The sequence below is a fragment of the Ensifer sp. D2-11 genome (assembly GCF_054161295.1).
This window is the reverse complement of record NZ_CP096433.1, coordinates 2,184,780-2,200,912: the sequence shown is the minus strand read 5'-3', so window position 1 is coordinate 2,200,912 and position 16,133 is coordinate 2,184,780. Positions and strand designations below refer to the sequence as shown.

General features: G+C 62.1%; 20 protein-coding genes. 12 read left to right on the top strand and 8 right to left on the bottom strand.

Annotation, left to right across the window (positions count from 1 at the left end):
• The 5 genes from M1D34_RS10665 (at position 1) to mucR (ending at position 3,594) form a co-directional block, all read left to right on the top strand.
• Positions 1–1,566 carry a Na+/H+ antiporter subunit D gene (locus M1D34_RS10665; protein ID WP_003527391.1) on the top strand — a complete coding sequence of 522 codons (1,566 nt, stop codon included), beginning with the start codon at positions 1–3 and terminating at the stop codon, positions 1,564–1,566.
• Entirely contained in the window at positions 1,563–2,039 is a 477-nt protein-coding gene (locus M1D34_RS10660) for a Na+/H+ antiporter subunit E (RefSeq protein ID WP_003527389.1), read from the top strand. Before M1D34_RS10665 ends, M1D34_RS10660 begins: the two co-directional genes overlap by 4 nt.
• Positions 2,036–2,407, top strand: a complete 372-nt coding sequence (locus M1D34_RS10655; RefSeq protein WP_010968979.1) for a cation:proton antiporter — start codon at positions 2,036–2,038, stop codon at positions 2,405–2,407. The genes M1D34_RS10660 and M1D34_RS10655 overlap by 4 nt, the downstream gene beginning before the upstream one ends.
• Positions 2,407–2,757: a monovalent cation/H(+) antiporter subunit G gene (gene mnhG, locus M1D34_RS10650; protein WP_003527385.1), complete on the top strand. Its 351-nt coding sequence runs from the start codon at positions 2,407–2,409 to the stop codon at positions 2,755–2,757. The genes M1D34_RS10655 and mnhG overlap by 1 nt, the downstream gene beginning before the upstream one ends.
• A gap of 405 nt (positions 2,758–3,162) precedes the next feature.
• Complete coding sequence (gene mucR, locus M1D34_RS10645; protein WP_003527383.1) at positions 3,163–3,594, top strand: exopolysaccharide biosynthesis transcriptional regulator MucR; 432 nt, start codon at positions 3,163–3,165, stop codon at positions 3,592–3,594.
• A gap of 203 nt (positions 3,595–3,797) precedes the next feature.
• Here mucR and M1D34_RS10640 read toward each other — a convergent pair whose 3' ends face one another.
• Complete coding sequence (locus tag M1D34_RS10640; RefSeq protein ID WP_003527382.1) at positions 3,798–4,220, bottom strand: SufE family protein; 423 nt, start codon at positions 4,218–4,220, stop codon at positions 3,798–3,800.
• Positions 4,221–4,407: 187 nt separating this feature from the next.
• Positions 4,408–4,845 carry a DUF5330 domain-containing protein gene (locus M1D34_RS10635; protein WP_003527381.1) on the bottom strand — a complete coding sequence of 146 codons (438 nt, stop codon included), beginning with the start codon at positions 4,843–4,845 and terminating at the stop codon, positions 4,408–4,410.
• A 514-nt stretch (positions 4,846–5,359) separates the two neighbouring features.
• Here M1D34_RS10635 and M1D34_RS10630 point away from each other — a divergent pair.
• The 3 genes from M1D34_RS10630 (at position 5,360) to M1D34_RS10620 (ending at position 8,290) form a co-directional block, all read left to right on the top strand.
• Complete coding sequence (locus tag M1D34_RS10630) at positions 5,360–6,937, top strand: sensor histidine kinase (protein ID WP_498778975.1); 1,578 nt, start codon at positions 5,360–5,362, stop codon at positions 6,935–6,937.
• Positions 6,909–7,868 carry a peptidoglycan-binding domain-containing protein gene (locus tag M1D34_RS10625; protein WP_003527379.1) on the top strand — a complete coding sequence of 320 codons (960 nt, stop codon included), beginning with the start codon at positions 6,909–6,911 and terminating at the stop codon, positions 7,866–7,868. The genes M1D34_RS10630 and M1D34_RS10625 overlap by 29 nt, the downstream gene beginning before the upstream one ends.
• A gap of 86 nt (positions 7,869–7,954) precedes the next feature.
• Entirely contained in the window at positions 7,955–8,290 is a 336-nt protein-coding gene (locus M1D34_RS10620) for a DUF1491 family protein (protein WP_003527378.1), read from the top strand.
• A gap of 238 nt (positions 8,291–8,528) precedes the next feature.
• Here the strand turns inward: M1D34_RS10620 and M1D34_RS10615 are convergent, their stop codons facing one another.
• Positions 8,529–9,584, bottom strand: coding sequence for a DUF2336 domain-containing protein (locus M1D34_RS10615; RefSeq protein WP_027993253.1), 1,056 nt, complete (start codon positions 9,582–9,584; stop codon positions 8,529–8,531).
• A gap of 243 nt (positions 9,585–9,827) precedes the next feature.
• On the opposite strand from M1D34_RS10615, the gene M1D34_RS10610 reads away from it, so the two are divergent.
• The 3 genes from M1D34_RS10610 to M1D34_RS10600 all read left to right on the top strand — a co-directional run bounded on the left by M1D34_RS10610 (position 9,828) and on the right by M1D34_RS10600 (position 11,370).
• Positions 9,828–10,472, top strand: a complete 645-nt coding sequence (locus tag M1D34_RS10610; protein ID WP_164849302.1) for an SH3 domain-containing protein — start codon at positions 9,828–9,830, stop codon at positions 10,470–10,472.
• 154 nt (positions 10,473–10,626) lie between these two features.
• On the top strand, positions 10,627–10,911 hold the full coding sequence (locus tag M1D34_RS10605) for a hypothetical protein (protein WP_003527375.1): 285 nt from the start codon (positions 10,627–10,629) through the stop codon (positions 10,909–10,911).
• A 288-nt stretch (positions 10,912–11,199) separates the two neighbouring features.
• Positions 11,200–11,370: a hypothetical protein gene (locus M1D34_RS10600; protein ID WP_013844138.1), complete on the top strand. Its 171-nt coding sequence runs from the start codon at positions 11,200–11,202 to the stop codon at positions 11,368–11,370.
• Between the two features lie 107 nt (positions 11,371–11,477).
• On the opposite strand, the gene M1D34_RS10595 is transcribed toward M1D34_RS10600, so the two are convergent.
• The 3 genes from M1D34_RS10595 to M1D34_RS10585 form a co-directional block, all read right to left on the bottom strand.
• The gene (locus M1D34_RS10595) at positions 11,478–12,023 is read right to left on the bottom strand and encodes a DUF1254 domain-containing protein (RefSeq protein WP_003527373.1); all 546 of its coding nucleotides are present in this window, start codon (positions 12,021–12,023) and stop codon (positions 11,478–11,480) included.
• Positions 12,016–12,603 (bottom strand): DUF1214 domain-containing protein, encoded by a 588-nt coding sequence (locus M1D34_RS10590; protein ID WP_498778970.1) that lies wholly within the window; start codon positions 12,601–12,603, stop codon positions 12,016–12,018. The genes M1D34_RS10595 and M1D34_RS10590 overlap by 8 nt, the downstream gene beginning before the upstream one ends.
• A gap of 97 nt (positions 12,604–12,700) precedes the next feature.
• Positions 12,701–14,935, bottom strand: a complete 2,235-nt coding sequence (locus M1D34_RS10585; protein WP_010968985.1) for a transglycosylase domain-containing protein — start codon at positions 14,933–14,935, stop codon at positions 12,701–12,703.
• Positions 14,936–15,055: 120 nt separating this feature from the next.
• Here M1D34_RS10585 and M1D34_RS10580 point away from each other — a divergent pair, with 120 nt between their 5' ends.
• Positions 15,056–15,523, top strand: coding sequence for a YcgN family cysteine cluster protein (locus M1D34_RS10580; protein ID WP_003527370.1), 468 nt, complete (start codon positions 15,056–15,058; stop codon positions 15,521–15,523).
• 61 nt (positions 15,524–15,584) lie between these two features.
• Here M1D34_RS10580 and M1D34_RS10575 read toward each other — a convergent pair whose 3' ends face one another.
• A complete protein-coding gene (locus M1D34_RS10575) occupies positions 15,585–15,920 on the bottom strand; it encodes an MmcQ/YjbR family DNA-binding protein (RefSeq protein WP_003527369.1) in 336 nt (111 codons plus the stop codon).
• A 67-nt stretch (positions 15,921–15,987) separates the two neighbouring features.
• Positions 15,988–16,128: a hypothetical protein gene (locus M1D34_RS10570; RefSeq protein ID WP_498778967.1), complete on the bottom strand. Its 141-nt coding sequence runs from the start codon at positions 16,126–16,128 to the stop codon at positions 15,988–15,990.
• Between the last annotated feature and the right edge of the window lie 5 nt (positions 16,129–16,133).

Sequence of the window (16,133 nt, the reverse complement as noted above, 5' to 3'; positions counted from 1 at the left end):
ATGGCCGTTTCCACCCCCGTCCCCGTCGACCTTTCCGCAGCCCTGATGCTGGCCCCGGCGCCGGCCGTCGAATGGCTCGTCGTTCTGCCCGTCGCATGGTGTCTGGCCGTCGGTGCGCTCCTCGTGATGCTTCGTCGCTGGGCCGGCCTCCAGCCCGCAATAGCGCTTGCGAGCCTGGCCGTGCTGGTGCTGATTGACGTGGCGCTGCTCGATCACGTCGCAAGAAATGGGCCGACGACCATGGTGATGGGTCGCTGGCTGCCGCCGTTCGGTATCGCCTTCACGGTCGACCTGACCGGTGCGCTCTTTGCCCTGGTGGCGGCCTTGGTCGCTCTTGCCGCGGGCATCTTTTCGCTGGCCGATATCAACGACAGCGGCCGGCGCTATGGTTTCTATCCGCTGCTGATGCTGCTGATGGCCGGCGTTTCGGGAGCCTTCCTCACGGGGGATATCTTCAACCTCTATGTCTGGTTCGAGGTCCTGCTGATCTCGTCCTTCGGGCTACTGGTCCTCGGCTCCGAGCGCGGGCAGATCGACGGGACGGTGAAGTACGGCTTTTTGAACCTGGTCGCAACGACGCTGTTCCTCGTCGCTACCGGCTTCCTCTACGCCGTGTTCGGCACGCTCAACATGGCCGACATCGCGCGCAAGGCCGACGAACTGCGGGTCAATGCGCCGTTGATGACTTTGGTCGGACTCTATGTTCTTGCCTTCGGCATGAAAGCGGCCGCGTTTCCTTTGAACTTCTGGCTGCCTGCTTCCTATCATACCCCTCGCGTCGTCGTGTCGGCGCTCTTTGCCGGCCTGCTCACCAAGGTCGGTATTTATGCGTTGATCCGGGTCACGGTCATGCTCTTCCCGATCGAGAGGGAGGAATTGAGCTTCGTCCTGGCGCTCGTCGGTGCGCTGACGATGATGGTCGGCGTTCTCGGCGCGCTCGCGCAAACGGACTTTCGTCGCATTCTCGGATACCTCGTCGTTTCGGGCATCGGCTCGATGCTCGCAGGCATAGCCATCGGCGGACCGGGCGGCATTGGCGGCGCGATTTTCTACGCGCTTCATTCGATGCTGGTGATGACGGGCCTTTATTTCGCCTCTGGGATCGCCATGCGCCTCGGTGCAGACAGCTCGATCGCAACGCTCGCGGGTCTTTACCGCAAGCATGCGGGGTTTGCGGCGCTGACCTTGATGCTGTGCTTCGCCGTTTCGGGCCTGCCGCCCTTTTCCGGCTTCTGGCCGAAGGTCATGCTGGTGAAGGCGGCCATCGATATCGGCGCCTGGTGGCTTGCCGCCGCGCTTCTTCTCGTCGGCTTCTTCACCATGATTGCCACCGGCCGCCTTTTCCTCCTGGCCTATTGGCGAGACAGCGCAATCCCCGAGGCGGCGGACGGCCCCGCCCGCCTGTCCGCGGCGGCCCTGGGTCCGCTTGCAGCGCTTACGCTTCTGGCGCTTGCGCTCGGCCTCTATCCCGAACCGCTGCTCGCGATGATCCAGAGCGCCGCCGCCGGTCTTGCAGAGCCGTCCGCTTACCTGAATTCAGTCTTTCCCGCAGGAGGTCCGCAATGAAATTCCTGCTGACCAACCTGGTCTTTACGCTCATCTGGGGGGCAATCAGCGCCAGCTTCACGCCCGCGAACCTCCTGCTGGGCTTCGCAGCCGGCGCCTTGTCGCTCTGGTTGATCCGGCGTGAGCTGCGCCCCGTGGCTTACCCGCTGAGACCGTTGCGGCTCCTGTTGCTCGCATCGTTGTTTTTCAAGGAGCTCGCCATTTCCGCAACGAAGGTCGCGGTTCTGGTTCTCCGCTCGAACATGGCGCTGAAGCCCGGCATTTTTGCCTATCCGCTCGCGCTCAGGAGCGACTTCGAGATAACGCTGCTCGCCAATCTGATCACACTTACGCCGGGTACGCTGTCGGTGGATGTCTCCGACGATCGCAAGACCCTCTACGTCCATGCGCTCGATTGCGCCGATCCGGGAGCGCTACGGCGAGACATCGCCGGCGGCTTCGAACGTCGAATTCGGGAGGCCTTCGAACGATGACGCCCGCTGCAGTCCTGAGCGCGGCCTCCGGCGTGGCGCTCGTGCTTCTCTCTCTCGCGCTGCTGTTGACGGTGCTGCGCATCATTCGCGGGCCGACGCTTCCGGACCGGGTGCTGGGCCTCGATATGCTGGTGGCGATTGCGATCGGCCTGATCGCGGTGATCGCCGTAAGGACCGGATTCTATCTCTACATCGATATCGCGATCGCCCTCGGGCTCGTCGGCTTTCTTGCAACTGTCGCTTTCGCCCGCTTCATCCTGGCGCGCGGCCTCTCGCCGGAGCGCAGGACGCCAGGCACAACGGAGATCCCTCAGGCAAAGCCGCGCCCGAGCCAGGCCGGGCGCCGCAAACGCAAGGGAGCGCGTTGATGGCTCTGCAAATCATTGCCTACGTCGTTGCGCTGATCATGGTTGTCGGCGCCTGCTTCTCGCTGCTTGCCGCGGTTGGCCTCGTCCGCTTCCCCGACCTTTACACCCGCATGCACGCGGCCTCGAAAGCCGGTACCGTCGGTTCGGGTCTGCTGCTCTTTGCGGCCGGGCTGCATTCGCTGGACGCCGCCGTCTTCGTGCGCGCACTTGCGGGATTTGTCTTCTTCGTGCTGACGGCACCGATCTCGGCCCATTTATTGGCAAAAGCCGCGCATCAAGCGGGCTACAGGATGTCAAAACGATCCGTGATAGATCAGCTTCCCCATAAGGAAGAGGCGCGCCGGCATTGACCGGCAGCATTTCTGACTCTGTATTTGAGGACAATTTTGCCGAGCGTGACAATTTTAGCAACTCGGAATAAAGTTGCTGCATGCCGTTAAATTTATGTTTGGACTTTTGGCGGATCAGTGTTAATGCAGTAAATGCAAAGTGTCGTTGTGGAAAATACTTTGAACTGAAATTCCAGCCTGAGTTGTGATGCTTGTCCGTTGCTTTGAGGTGTCGGCCGCTTTGGCGCCTTGGTGACGGATCTTCCCTCTCGCAATTCGAGCCTTGATGTCGCGGCAGAACCGCAGTCTCCATCGCGAGATAGCGGTCGGTTCCGAGGCGGCAAGCGCTAATCGACGGCATTTTGTACATCCTCCCCCTGAAACTCTGTTTCAGGTTTCGTCGCTGGATTCCGATAGGAGAAAGAAATGACAGAGACTTCGCTCGGTACGAGCAATGAACTCCTGGTTGAGCTTACGGCGGAGATCGTTGCCGCCTATGTAAGCAACCACGTGGTTCCGGTTGCCGAGCTGCCGACGCTCATAGCCGACGTGCATTCGGCTCTCAACAACACCACGGCTCCTGCGCCGGTGGTCGTTCCGGTGGAAAAGCCGAAGCCTGCGGTTTCGGTCCGAAAGTCGGTGCAGGACGACCAGATCACATGTCTCGAATGCGGTGGCACCTTCAAGTCGTTGAAGCGGCATCTGATGACGCACCACAACCTTTCGCCGGAAGAATACCGCGACAAGTGGGATTTGCCTGCGGATTATCCGATGGTCGCACCGGCCTACGCGGAAGCGCGCTCGCGGCTCGCCAAGGAAATGGGTCTCGGACAGCGTCGGAAGCGTCGCGGCAAGTGATCCGGGCGGCCCCACTGGGCCGTCGGGAACGCGCAAGCGAACACCTGAGTTGTGTCATAAAAGCCGGCCGGTTCAGGCCGGCTTTTTTTTCGACGTTCAGTATTTCATTGAAACACTGACACACTCTAACCCTTCGAGGCTACGCACTTCCGGACGGAAAACCGTTACGCACCTTTCCTCGAAGTGCTCTAACTCTTTGCCAGTCAGGCGGGCAGGCGCCCTTCGGCTTCGCTCTTGATACGCCGGATCATCGAGCGCAGGCCGTTCGCGCGTTGCGAGGAAAGATGTTCGATGAGGCCGATCTTGCCGAAGATGTCGAGAGCGTCGATTCTGGTAATTTCCGAAGCACGCTTACCGGAGAAGATCGCGAGGACGATCGCCACGAGGCCGCGCACGATATGCGCATCCGATTCTCCCTCGAAGGTGAGGAGCGGGTCTTCAGCATCGCCGGTCGCATGGGTCACGAGCCAGACCTGGCTGGCACAGCCTTGAACCTTATTCTCGCTCGTCCTCGAGACTTCCGGCATCTCGGGCAGGTTTTTGCCAAGTTCGATCACATAGCGGTAGCGATCTTCCCATTCGTCGAGAAATGCAAAGTCGTCGATGATCTGGTCAAGTGAAGTCATGCTATGTCCGGCTTTCGGCGCCCGCTGCGTAGCGCAGTCCGCGTGAAAGGCGACTGCTTCAACCGCCTTTCGGGCGCATCGTTATCTCACCTTCATATAGGAGACGCGGGCCGCAAAGAGAACAGGCAATCGCGTTTCCCCGCGCTGCCACGCCCGAACGATCGGTCTGCCTTCGTCGCGGCAGGAGTTACTTCCCGGAAGCCGGACCGGGATCGAGGCGGTGTTCCGGAACCGGCATACGCTTGAAGGCCGGTTCGGCCTTCTCCGTCGCCTCCGCCGAAGGGACACTTTCTGCCGGTGTGACGGTACCGGTCATGACCTTGACGTCGGGAGCGGCGGCATCGCCTTCCGCGAACTGGGTGTTGAGAAACTCATAGGCGATCCGAGCGCCTTCGCGCGCGCGATGTCCGAGGGCGACGAAAGTCTCCGCACCCTTTTCGCAGACGTCCGGCTTCTCTACGCAGATGGCGCTTATGTATTGGATGGCTTCGTTCGCGGCAGAGAAGGTGCCGCCGATCTCCATCTTCGGGCCATGCTCGAGCTTCTCGCTGCTCGACGGATCGAGAAACGGCAGCAGCACCAGCACCAGCGAGAACCAGAACGTCGCCTTAACGAGAAACCACATCTTGCGCCATCCTCTTTTGCCTTCGGCTGCGGCCGTGGTGTTTACGCTTCGAAACTAGCGCGGGAATCACAAGGCCACTTTTCCAGAAACAACGGTATTTGCTTCAAATTTTATTGAAATTCATGACTGGCATATTCGTGCAGCCGCTTTTCCCTGCATTTTAGCGATCGTCGTTAACGCTCGTGGCGGGGGTCTCGGCCTCAAGCCCCGCGTTCCCGGCGCCGGGTAGTGGCGATGCCTGCCCAAATCGTTAACGCGAACCGAAAAATCCACGAAAATCCGCTGCTTACGCACCGTTAACCACATCTGACGATGCTCGCGCGGATTGCCTCAAATCGGGAATTTTCGGCCGCCCGGGGCGCCCCCGGAGAGCGGCCGTTTATTCTTTCATTAAGTCGGGGGTGCGAGATTCGGGTCATCACGAGGCGGTCGTCCGCGACGATGCGGAACGGTCCGGAAATGCCTCGCAAGAACGACAAATTCGGCAGGGCAAGGCGTGAATTTATTGCGTGACATGGCTGGCAGATGGACATCCCTCGTGGATGAAGCGGCCGCACCTTGGCTGCCGCGCGGCGGCCTGGGCTCAGCTATTGCGCGTCACGACTTCAGACGCCTGCGTGCCGTCGCTGCCGTATCCTTGACCGCGCTGCCGATCGTCCCTCTCGCGCTGACGCTGGCATTGCCCGTATCCGCCGCCCTGCCGGCGGGAGCGGCGCTTTGGGCCTCGGCGTCCCTGCTGGCCGCGGCTGCAGCCATTGCCGGCGGCCGAGAATTCCCGACGGACGGCGAGGTGGAATTCGCGCCTGCACCGGAACTGCCCGATCTCAATGCGGCCTATGATCTCTTTGCGGGTTTGGTGACCGTCCACGATACCCGGGGCCACGTCCTGTCCGTCCACGGGCGCGATGCGAGTGAGTATCTGAAACTGATGCGCGATCCGCATGGGCGCGGCTTCATCGAGCAGATCCATGTGTCGGATCGCATCGCCTTCCTGAGAGCGATCGATTCGCTGCGCCTGGACAGCGAGCGTTCTGCCGTGGACATCCGTCTCGAACGGACGTCGGCGGATGGCCCTCAATTCGCACATATCTACTGCGAGATGACGCCGCTTCGAGACGCTGAAGGAAATCTCCTTGCGATTGTCGCCCAGTCCCGCGATGTCTCCGAAGAGGCGCGTTTGCAGGCAGAGGCGGCGGCCAAGGCAGCACATGCCGAGTCGGCCAACGATGCCAAAACGCGGTTCCTTGCCGCCGTCAGCCATGAATTGCGCACGCCGCTCAATGCCATCCTCGGCTTTTCGGACGTGCTTGCAGGCGAATATTTCGGAAAGCTCGAAAACGATCGCCAACGCGAATACGTGTCGCTGATCCATCAGTCCGGCACGCATCTTCTCTCGGTCGTCAACACGATGCTCGATATGAGCAAGATCGAAGCGGGCCGTTACGAGCTTCTCATCGAACCGTTCCGTGTCGCCGAGGCCATCGCCGCCTGCGAGGCCATGCTGTCGCACCAGGCGCGCGAAAAAGGCGTGCGGCTGACGAGCCGCGTTACCCGTTCGGTCGGCGAAATCAATGCAGACCAGCGCGCCTTCCAGCAAATCCTCATCAATCTCATCGGCAACGCCATCAAGTTTACCGACCGCGGCGGGCTTGTCACGGTGGATGCCGCGCTCGAAGGCAACATGCTGAAGCTAACGGTCAGCGACACCGGAATCGGTATTGCCGCTGACAAGCTGCAAATGCTCGGCCAACCTTTCGTCCAGATTCAGAATGACTATACCCGCCGCTACGAGGGTACCGGACTCGGCCTGTCGCTGGTCAAGGGACTTGCTGAACTGCATGGCGGCGACGTTTCGATCCGCAGCGCCGAAGGGGAGGGTACCGTGATCGTCGTAACCATTCCCAGCGACGCCTCCGGCGCGGCCGAAAGGCAGTGCGCGGATGCGCCCGTCACAGTGGAGTTCCCGCCGCGATTGAAGCAGCACGCAGACGGAAAGAGGGAAGCCGGAGTGCCGGCGCTGTCCGAGGCTCTCCGCACCGGAGAAATTGGCAGGGAAGGGGGGCATGGCGCCGCGCAAGCGAAAACAGCCTGAGCGCAAGCGGGCGGCGCGGCGCGGAGCGGGTCTTGCCTTGCGCGGACTCGCTGTCGTCGGCCGTGGCCTCGTGCTCACCGGTCGCCTCATTTCGCGTCATCCGGTGAGCGCCGGCGGGTCGGCGATCTTTGCCGTCGTCTTCAGTTTCGTCGCCGCAAACGCCATGTGGTACCAGAACGGTACTCATCCCTCGCCGCTTCTGCGTACCCGCGTGCCCCTCGTCAGTCCCGAAGTGGCCGAGCGCCTTGCGGCCGCCAAAGGCGAGCCGGTCGAGCAGCGCGATGTTACCACCTTTGTCATAGAGCGGGAGGGGGACGCGAAAGCAGGCGATGCGGCAACGGCCGGATCCAACGAACGGCACGCGTCGCTTCCGGCGCAGGACGTACCAGAAGCAGATGCGCACGGTAGCACGGTCTCGACGCTGGTTGCGGACATCCAGAAGGAACTGGCAAGGCTCGGCTTCTACGAAGGAGCGCCGGACGGCCGAAGCGGTCCGAAGACCTCGGCGGCGATCCTCCGCTTCGAAAAGCAGGCCGGCCGTATGGAGACCGGTGCGCCGAGTGCCGATCTGCTTCAGGCACTGCGCAACGCCGGCGGCTCCCCGCCGGCCGTTGCGACGCCCGCCAACCGGCCCTATTCCGACCCGAAGACTGTCCCGGCCGAGGCGGATCCGGTTGCCGCTGCCATCCGCAGCGCCGAGAAGGGCAACGCGCTCGACCCTCGCACGGAGGTTCCCGTGTCGAGCGAAATGGTGATGAACATCCAGAAGGGGCTGAGCAATCTCGCCTATGCGGATGTCGTCGTAGACGGCGTTGCCGGCGATCAGACGCGCGCAGCCATCCGTCACTTCGAAAAACACTATCGTCTTCCTCAGACCGGAGAGCCCAACCCCAAGGTTCTCAAGAAGCTTAAGGAAATCGGAGCGCTCTGACGGCCAGAGCAAGAGGAGCAGTTGCGCACCACTGGCGGTCGGTCGCTCCGTTTGCATCTCGCCGGTGGCGCGTGTATCAGCTTTGCATGCGCCTGAAGTCCCACATTTTCGTCTCCTCGCTTTTGCGGAACGCCTTTGGACGCGGCGGGTATGCGGCCGTGCTGCGCAAGGGAGCGGAGGACGCCGGCGCGATCTTCATCCGGCAGCGCGGACGATCGGGCTACGAGACGCTTTACGCGCCGGCGCCGCAGAATTTCTTCGATGAGGAAGGAGATACGTCGCGCCGCTTCGAGGTGCGATTGCGGGGCGTCGAAGCCGAAGCCGTCGAACGGGCGCTTTCCTCGGAAATCCGCTTCGACCCGGACTGCTGGATCGTAGAGTTGGAACTCGACGACTGCAGCGACCTGTTCGATCTGGTCTAAGGCCTGTTGAGATTCATCTGGAGTTTATGACGGCTGCTGCGAGATGGATGATGGCGCTTCTCCTCGCCCTCATCTCTGTGCTTGTCACAGAGATCCAGCAGCGCGGGAAGCGTTCTTTCAGCCGAAGGACTTGGTCTGGCTGGATCCCTGTGACGAGCACAGCATCCCGCTCTATCCCATTAGAATCGATCACGTTCATGATTTTAGGTCGACCCGACCTAGCTAAAATCATCGTGATCTAGTGCTGGCCGAAGCCCCGCTTTGGTTCGACGGCCTTGCTTTGACGCGCAACCGTTTGCGCCTCGTGCCGGCGCGGGTCTGCGGCTCGATTTTCCGCAAGCAGGCTCTCATGCCGGGAGGGCTTCGCCCCGTTTGCATCGGCGCGAAGCCAGGACGCCACCCGTTCGCCGCTCGCCTGCCGGTCGAGACTTCGGATCAGTGCTTCGGCGCGGTTGCCGCCGCCGATTCTTTCGGAAAGGTGGGGATAGAGCCCCTCGAGCACGCGGCTTTCCTCGTCCGCCGGGAAGGCGAGAGCTGCGAGCGTCGCGGCGAGTTGCTGGCCGGAAACATCGAGCAATATACGGTCGGTGAGTGCGCGGCTTGCTCCGAGCGAGTCTGCCAGGGCCGTGGAGAAGAGCGTCGTTTCGCCATTGCGCGCAAAACGGACGAGCAGCGCGCAATGCAGCTCGCTGATGGGTTGGATCGGCAGTGTGCCGTTCTTCTCCTGTGTTCCGACGCGCGCCAGCGCCTTGATTTCCGCGCGCAGCTTTTCTTCGCGATCGACGGCTGCGGCAGCCGTCTGCGGATCGCTCGCCACCGGGCGACTGGCGCCGTCGTGAAGCCGTGCGGGGAGGGGAGCGGACTGATGATGTTCGACGAGCACGTCGATCACCGAAGGCGAAAGGTTCTCCCGACGGGCAATGGCGTTCGCGTGGCCCGGCCCCTGTTGGCGAATGATGGAAATGAGCACGCCGTCGGAAATCGCTGCCGCACGGGCGAGGAAGGCGGCGGCGATCGAAATGGGCATGCTGCCGATCAGCAGGGCCACCGGCTCCGGCACGTGGGGGCATTGGGATAGCGCCGCCGCCGCCTGCCGGCGGGCCTCGTTGCTGGAGCCGAGGAAGAGCGGCTCGAACAGTTCGGCAAACTGCTTCATGTCGGACCGGCTTGGAATCCGAAGGCTCTCGAAGCCGGTGACGGTCGCCATCAGCACGACGTCCTTCAACCGCCCCGTCTGCGGCCGTTCCAACTCACGAAACCGGTTTGTCACGACATATCCTAAAACGCAAAGCATGACGGCATTCCGATGGTTCGGAACGACACACGTGTCTAAAACTAGATCGAAATCGTTAGCGCAGCATTAACTATGGACGTTGGGGCTTTATTCAGGCTTGCGTCATTCTGGTGACGAGCCGCCCCTGCAGCGGAAGGCCGCGTTCCTTAGCCATAAAAAGTCCACAAGCGCTCCCATTTGATCCGATCGACGGCAAACGCCGGAAGCGAGTCGGGCTGCGGCCTCTCATGTGGGAGTTGATTTGTGAAGAAAATGTTTCTGCGGGCGGCTGCCTGTGCGCTGCTGCTCATGCCCGTGGCCGCATCGGCGGCCGAAGGTTTTGCGACTGCCAATGTCAATATGCGCTCGGGACCGAGTACATATTATCCGGCTGTAACGGTCATTCCGGTCGGCGAATCGGTGGAAATCCACGGCTGCCTGTCTGAAAGCCCCTGGTGCGACGTTTCTTTCTACGGCGGGCGGGGATGGGTGGCGGGCCGGTATGTGCAGGCCGCCTATCGCAGCAGTCGGGTCTATGTGGAGCCGGAATACTATCGTCCGCTCGGCATCCCGACAGTCGTCTTCGAGTTCGACAGCTATTGGGATCGCAACTACCGCGGGCGTGATTTCTATCGCGATCGCGACCGTTGGAGGCATGACCGCGATTGGGATCGCGAGCGTGAACGCGACCGGCCCGAATGGGAACACCGCCAGGTGCGGGAACGTCGGGACTGGGAGCATGACCGGGAGAGAGAGCGGCGCGAATGGGAACCGGAGCGCGGCAGTGACGATGACCGCTGGCGCAGGATCGAGGGGGCTGAACGGGAACAGTCGCGTCGCGAGCGCCTTTACGACGGTCAGAGAACCATCGTGGAATGCGATACCGGCGATTTCCGCTGCGAAGAGTAGGCGCTGCGATTCGGTCGCTTCACTCCAGGGTCGGCGATCGTCGCCGGCCTTCCTGCCGCCGTTGAACTTGCGTCGTCCCTCCATGGGAACCAATCCGGCCTCGACGCGTTGAAATCGCGCAAAGGGTGATCCCGGAATGGCAAGGAGCGGAGAGATGGCGGAGAAGAATCTGGCGGCAGTCGGCGCAGAGACGGGTGCCGAAACGCGGACGTCCGGCGCACAGGCCGAATTGGAATCCCAGGTCCAGGAACTGAAGGCAGAGATCGCCCGGCTGACGGAGACCGTCTCGGCCATCGGCACCGGAGCCAAGGCGGTCGTGCAGGGGGAAGCGGAACTGATGACGCAGCGCGTCCGGGAGCGCGTTCGGGAAGAACCCATTTCGACGCTGCTGACGGTCGCCGGCGTAGCTTTCCTTTTCGGTTTGATTGCAAGGCGCTGACGGACGGACTGCCGGATTTGCAAATCCCCCAAGATTGAGGATTGCGCGAGGTTAATGCGTCATGGTCTGGATTAACAAATGGTTAACCAGGCTGTGGCTCAATCGGCACAAGGCGGCTATTATCGCCTCGCCTCTTATGCCGAAACGGACGACATCCGGGTGACCGGAAGAAGGAGTGAGTGAGAAGGGCGCGTCTGTCCGGAAACCCGGAAAATGCGTCAGCCCGAAAACGGGCAGGGTGAAATCTGTACGGTAGTTCATCCGTCTCGTGAGACTATGGAGACGAGCATGGCAGACGTAATCAGAATGCAGGACCGGATCGTCAAACGCCCTCGACGGCGTCCTGTCGGGAAGGGCGGCGCCAAGGTGTTGTTCTTCACAGGAATCCGTTATGAAAGGCTGGACGGCCGCGGACCGCAGCCGACTGCCCCGGCTGGCCGCCAGGCCAAGAAGCAGTAAACTCGCGGGCAAAGCGCCGGCAGCGCCCGTCCGGGCGGTGCGGTCGTTCGCCGCGCAACTTCGACCACCTCGACTTCAGTCTCCCCCCAATTGCCGTTACCTTCGCACTACCGCTGGAAGGGCTCGCACCTCGACTCCGCAAGGAAAGTGCGGACCAGGTCCTCGAAGCTGTCGAGAGGTGCCAGGGCTCGAAGAACCGCGTAACCTTCCTGGTCCTTCATCTCGATCATGATCGATTGCGCCAGCGCTTCGGGTGGCGACTTGCGCAGTTCGACGAGCTGGATCGGTGTCGCGACCACGAGATCGAGATCGCCATTGACGGCTGTCTGGTCGTTCATGCTGAAGACCTCGTTCGACCCGCTGTCGAAGATCGCAAGCGACCAGAAGGGTACGTCGCCGCGCCCGACGAAGCGGGCCGGAGCATCCGCCACCGAGAAGCTGCAGACGGCCGTACGCAGGAAGGGGTCGGCGTTGTTCAGGCCTGTCGGTCCCGGTTCGGCCGTCAGCGGAAAGAAGCTGTCCATTTCGAGCAGGCCGAGCACGCGCGTATAGGCATCGCGGCCGGTGAACTGGGGCAGGGCGAGTATGATCACGATATGAAGAAGCGCCGCTCCGACGAGACCGACGAGAATGGCGAAGATGATGCTACGCATGCCCGCACCCGGTCTTTACGATCTTCGGCATTGCGAGGTCGATCAGGCCGGAGGAACCTGCCGTTGGCGTGTCAAGAAGGGTCAGCACGAGCGCGAAGCTGCCCGTCCGCCGTATCGCCAGCCAGTTATCGGGCTGGGCAACGGTGGAAACGTGAATGACGAAACGGCTGTCCTCGGCGCGCAGGACGGTCCAGGAATTGATTGCGGAGGGCAGTTCCGCACCCGGCATCAGCGCGGTCCCGTCCGCCGCCGCCGCATAAAGGGTCCAGAACCGCGCCGGCGGCGTCATACCTGAAACGTCATAGGAGCAGGCGGCCGAGAGGCGCGCACCGGTATCGTCCGTGAGCGCGGTAAACGCCAGTCCCTCGGCACCGCCATAGAGCAATTCGCCAGCCCGGGCGCGGTGCGCCTTGGCATAGGGATCGGCGGAGACGGTCTGCGCTTCGGGAAAAGCGACCCAAGGACCGATTGCGATCGAGCCGAAACCGACCGTCGCCTTCAGCGCCCACACGGCCGTCCCGATTCCGCCGCCGAACGCGACGATGAGGGCAAGAGCGACAAGGAGGGGAACTCGAAACAAGTGGCGGCTCTATCGAATGTTGCGTCGTTTACCCTGTCGGCGCTCGTGGGGGCGCCGCTCGGCTTGTTCGCCAGAGAACGGATTTCTGACTGCAAAGTCAATTGTTTGTCGTGCCCGGCATGGTCCGCATGTTCACGCCTCGATCCGTCGGCTCGAGGACGGCCACCTTGCCGCCGGGCCTTTCGCGCGCCTTGAGCGGTTGCGCTTTCTCGAATGTGTCGCCGATCCTTTTCAACAGCCGGGTTACGTCCGCGGACAGTGATCGCGGCCGCACGAGCGGCGGCAGGGCGTTCTCGTCCGGCTTCGCAGTTTCGGCGGATCGCTCCTTCGCCGGTTTGGCGGGCGCGATTTCGATGCCCGGAATCGCGCGGTGCTCGATCCCCTGTTCGGCATAGTCCATCAGTCGTTTGAAGGTCATCGCCGGGAGAGAGCCGCCGGTCATTTCGTCGGTGGAGGTATAGTCGTCATTGCCGAACCAGACGGCCGTGGTGTAGTCGCCGGTGAAGCCGACGAACCATGCGTCGCGATAGGCCTGTGTCGTTCCGGTCTTGCCGCCGGTGACGATCCCGTTGTCGAGGGCTGCGCGTCGCGCCGTGCCGATGACCGGGATCTGCGTCAGGATGCGGTTCATCGACGAGACTGCCTGTTCGCTCAGCACCCTGCGTGGGGGCGGCGCGTCGCGCCCGAAGTCGTAGAGAATGTCGCCGTCGTAGTTGAGAATCTGACTGATGCCGTGGCGTCGCGACTGTAACCCGCCCGCCGGAAAGACCGCGTAGGCCGTCGCCTGATCGAGCACGGTCACTTCGGAGGTGCCGAGCGGCATGGTCTTGTCGGTGCGAACCGGGGTCTCGATGCCCATTCTCTTGGCGGTCTCGGCAATGATTTCTGTACCGAGCTTGTCCTTGGCGAGGCGGACCGGAATAGTGTTTATCGATCTGGCGAGCGCGTTCATCACCGTCACCCGGCCGGCATATTTGCGGCCGTAGTTCTGCGGCGACCAGCCACGCCAGGTGATCGGCGCGTCGACGACGACGGTTTCCGGTGTCATGCCCTTTTCCATCGCGGCAGCGTAGGTATAGACCTTGAAGGACGAGCCCGGCTGGCGCAGCGCGCGCGTGGCGCGGTTGAACTGGCTTTCGCCGTAGTCGCGGCCGCCGACCATCGCCCGTACCGCGCCGCCATGCTCGACCATGACGAGAGCGCCCTGCTTGACCTTGTAGCTCTCGCCATATTGCCTGAGGCCCGATTCGACCGCTTCCTCGGCTGCTTGCTGCAGCCCCATGTCGATCGTCGTGCGCACGATCAGCGAATGCTGCGCGAAGGGAGCGGCAATGCGCTGGACCTCTTCGAAGGCCCAGTCGAGGAAGAAATCCGGTGCCTTGACCTGGGCACGATCGACCACGGAGGCCGGGGTGAGGCGGGCGGCGATCACCTGTCCCTCCGTCATCAGCCCGCCCTGGACGAGATTGCTCAGGACCTCGTTGGCGCGGGCACGGGCCGCCGGCAGGTTCACATGGGGGGCATAGCGCGCCGGCGCCTTGAAGAGCCCGGCGAGCATCGCCGACTCGGCAAGATTGACGTCGGTAATCGCCTTGCCGAAATAGAATTGCGCCGCCGCTGCCGCGCCGAAGGTGCCGCCGCCCATATAGGCGCGGTCGAGATAGAGGCGGAGGATTTCCTTCTTCGACAGGTTGGATTCGAGCCAGACGGCGAGAAAGGCTTCCTTGATCTTGCGCTCGATCGTCCTCTCGTTCGAGAGGAACAGGTTCTTGGCCAGCTGCTGCGTGAGTGTCGAGCCGCCTTGAACGACCCCGCCGGCGCGAGCGTTCTCGGTCATGGCGCGTGCGAGCCCGAGAAAATCTATGCCCCAATGGTCGAAGAAGCGCCTGTCTTCCGTGGCGAGGACCGCTTTTATGAGGTGATCCGGCAGCTCGTCGATCGGGACGGAATCCTCGTGGATGATGCCCCGGTGGCCGATCTCGTTACCGTAGCGGTCAAGAAAGGTGACTGCGAAATCGCTTTGCGCCCGCCAGTTGCCCTTGGTTTCCTCGAAGGCGGGAAGGGCGAGCGCCAACATCAGCACCGAGCCCGCCGCGCCGAGCGTCATTCCCTCGCCGAGCACTTCGAAGAACGCTCTTTTCCAGCCGCGCACGCGAAACCGGCGGAAAAAGATGGTGGTGTCCTCCCACCACTCCCCGAGCCGGAATCCTGCGCTCCATACGGTCGAATCGATCCAGGAATCGATCCGAAGAAAGATGTGTCGCCTTTTCGGCCGGTTGTCCTCTTTCCTCGGTTCCTGCACGGCTTTCATGTCCCGAAGGTTCTGCCTCATGACGATATTTGCACGGGGCGGCAATCCAATCTACTTGCATATCGCGCAACCCGCCTTAAAAAACCGGCAATTTTCTGCGAAGTTTCCATGTTGGCTCGGATTTTATGAAAGTGTGACTTTATGGGCGAAATGCCTTTCTGGAAGACGAAAGGTCTCGAGGAGATGACCGGGGCGGAGTGGGAGAGCCTCTGCGATGGTTGCGGGCTCTGTTGTCTCAACAAGCTCGAGGATTGGGACAGTTCCGAGATCGCCTGGACTTCGATCCGCTGCACGCTGCTGGATGGAGAAAGCTGTCGTTGCAAGGACTATGACAATCGCCAGGCAACGGTGCCGGACTGCATTCAGTTGACGCCGAAGGCAGTGCGCGAGATCAGCTGGCTGCCGCCGACCTGCGGTTACCGTCTGGTCGCCGAGGGCAGGGATCTCTACTGGTGGCACCCGCTCGTCTCCGGCGATCCGGAGACCGTGCATGCGGCCGGCATATCCGTGCGCGGACGCACCGTCGCCGAGGACGGCATCGATATCGAAGATTATGAAGATTATCTCGTGACCTGGCCGCTAGAGGTCGGCAGGGAGCCGGCCGATTAGGGCACGGCGCAGAGTGCTGCAGCGACTTTGCGTATCCATGAAATGCGCGGCACCGTCGCCGTCAGTGACGGCCGTTCTTGGCGACGAGGCTTCTCGGCGCGACATTGCGCCATGCGGTTTCCATGGACTGGCGAACGAGTTCGTCGTCGGCACCGACGAAATAGAATGATGTCCAGCCGCGTGCGCCCCAGCCGCCGGGAACGGCGGCGCAGACGCCGGGCTCCATTTCCAGAAGCATTCGCTGCTGGTCGGGCGTGAACTTGAAAACGGCGCGACCGGCTTCCGGCAGGGTCATGAAAATCCGCTTGCCCACACGGAAATCCCGTGCACCGAAATGGGCATTTTCCTGGGTTCCCGGAAGGCTCAGGGCCAGCTTTTCGATTTCTTCGGTCAGCATGCCAGGAGAGTAGCACGGAATTGCCGATTGGCAAAAATCCCACGCTCCGAGGCCGCGTCAGCGCATCTCACTCCGCGGGAGGAACGGTCTTCTGTGCAGCCTCGCCGACCGTGCGCATTTCGCGCCACTCGTTCTCGAACCGCTCGAACAGCGATTGCGGAATTCTGGATTGCGGTGATACCGGCGGCTTGTTGGCGAGTGTCTTCATCCGGC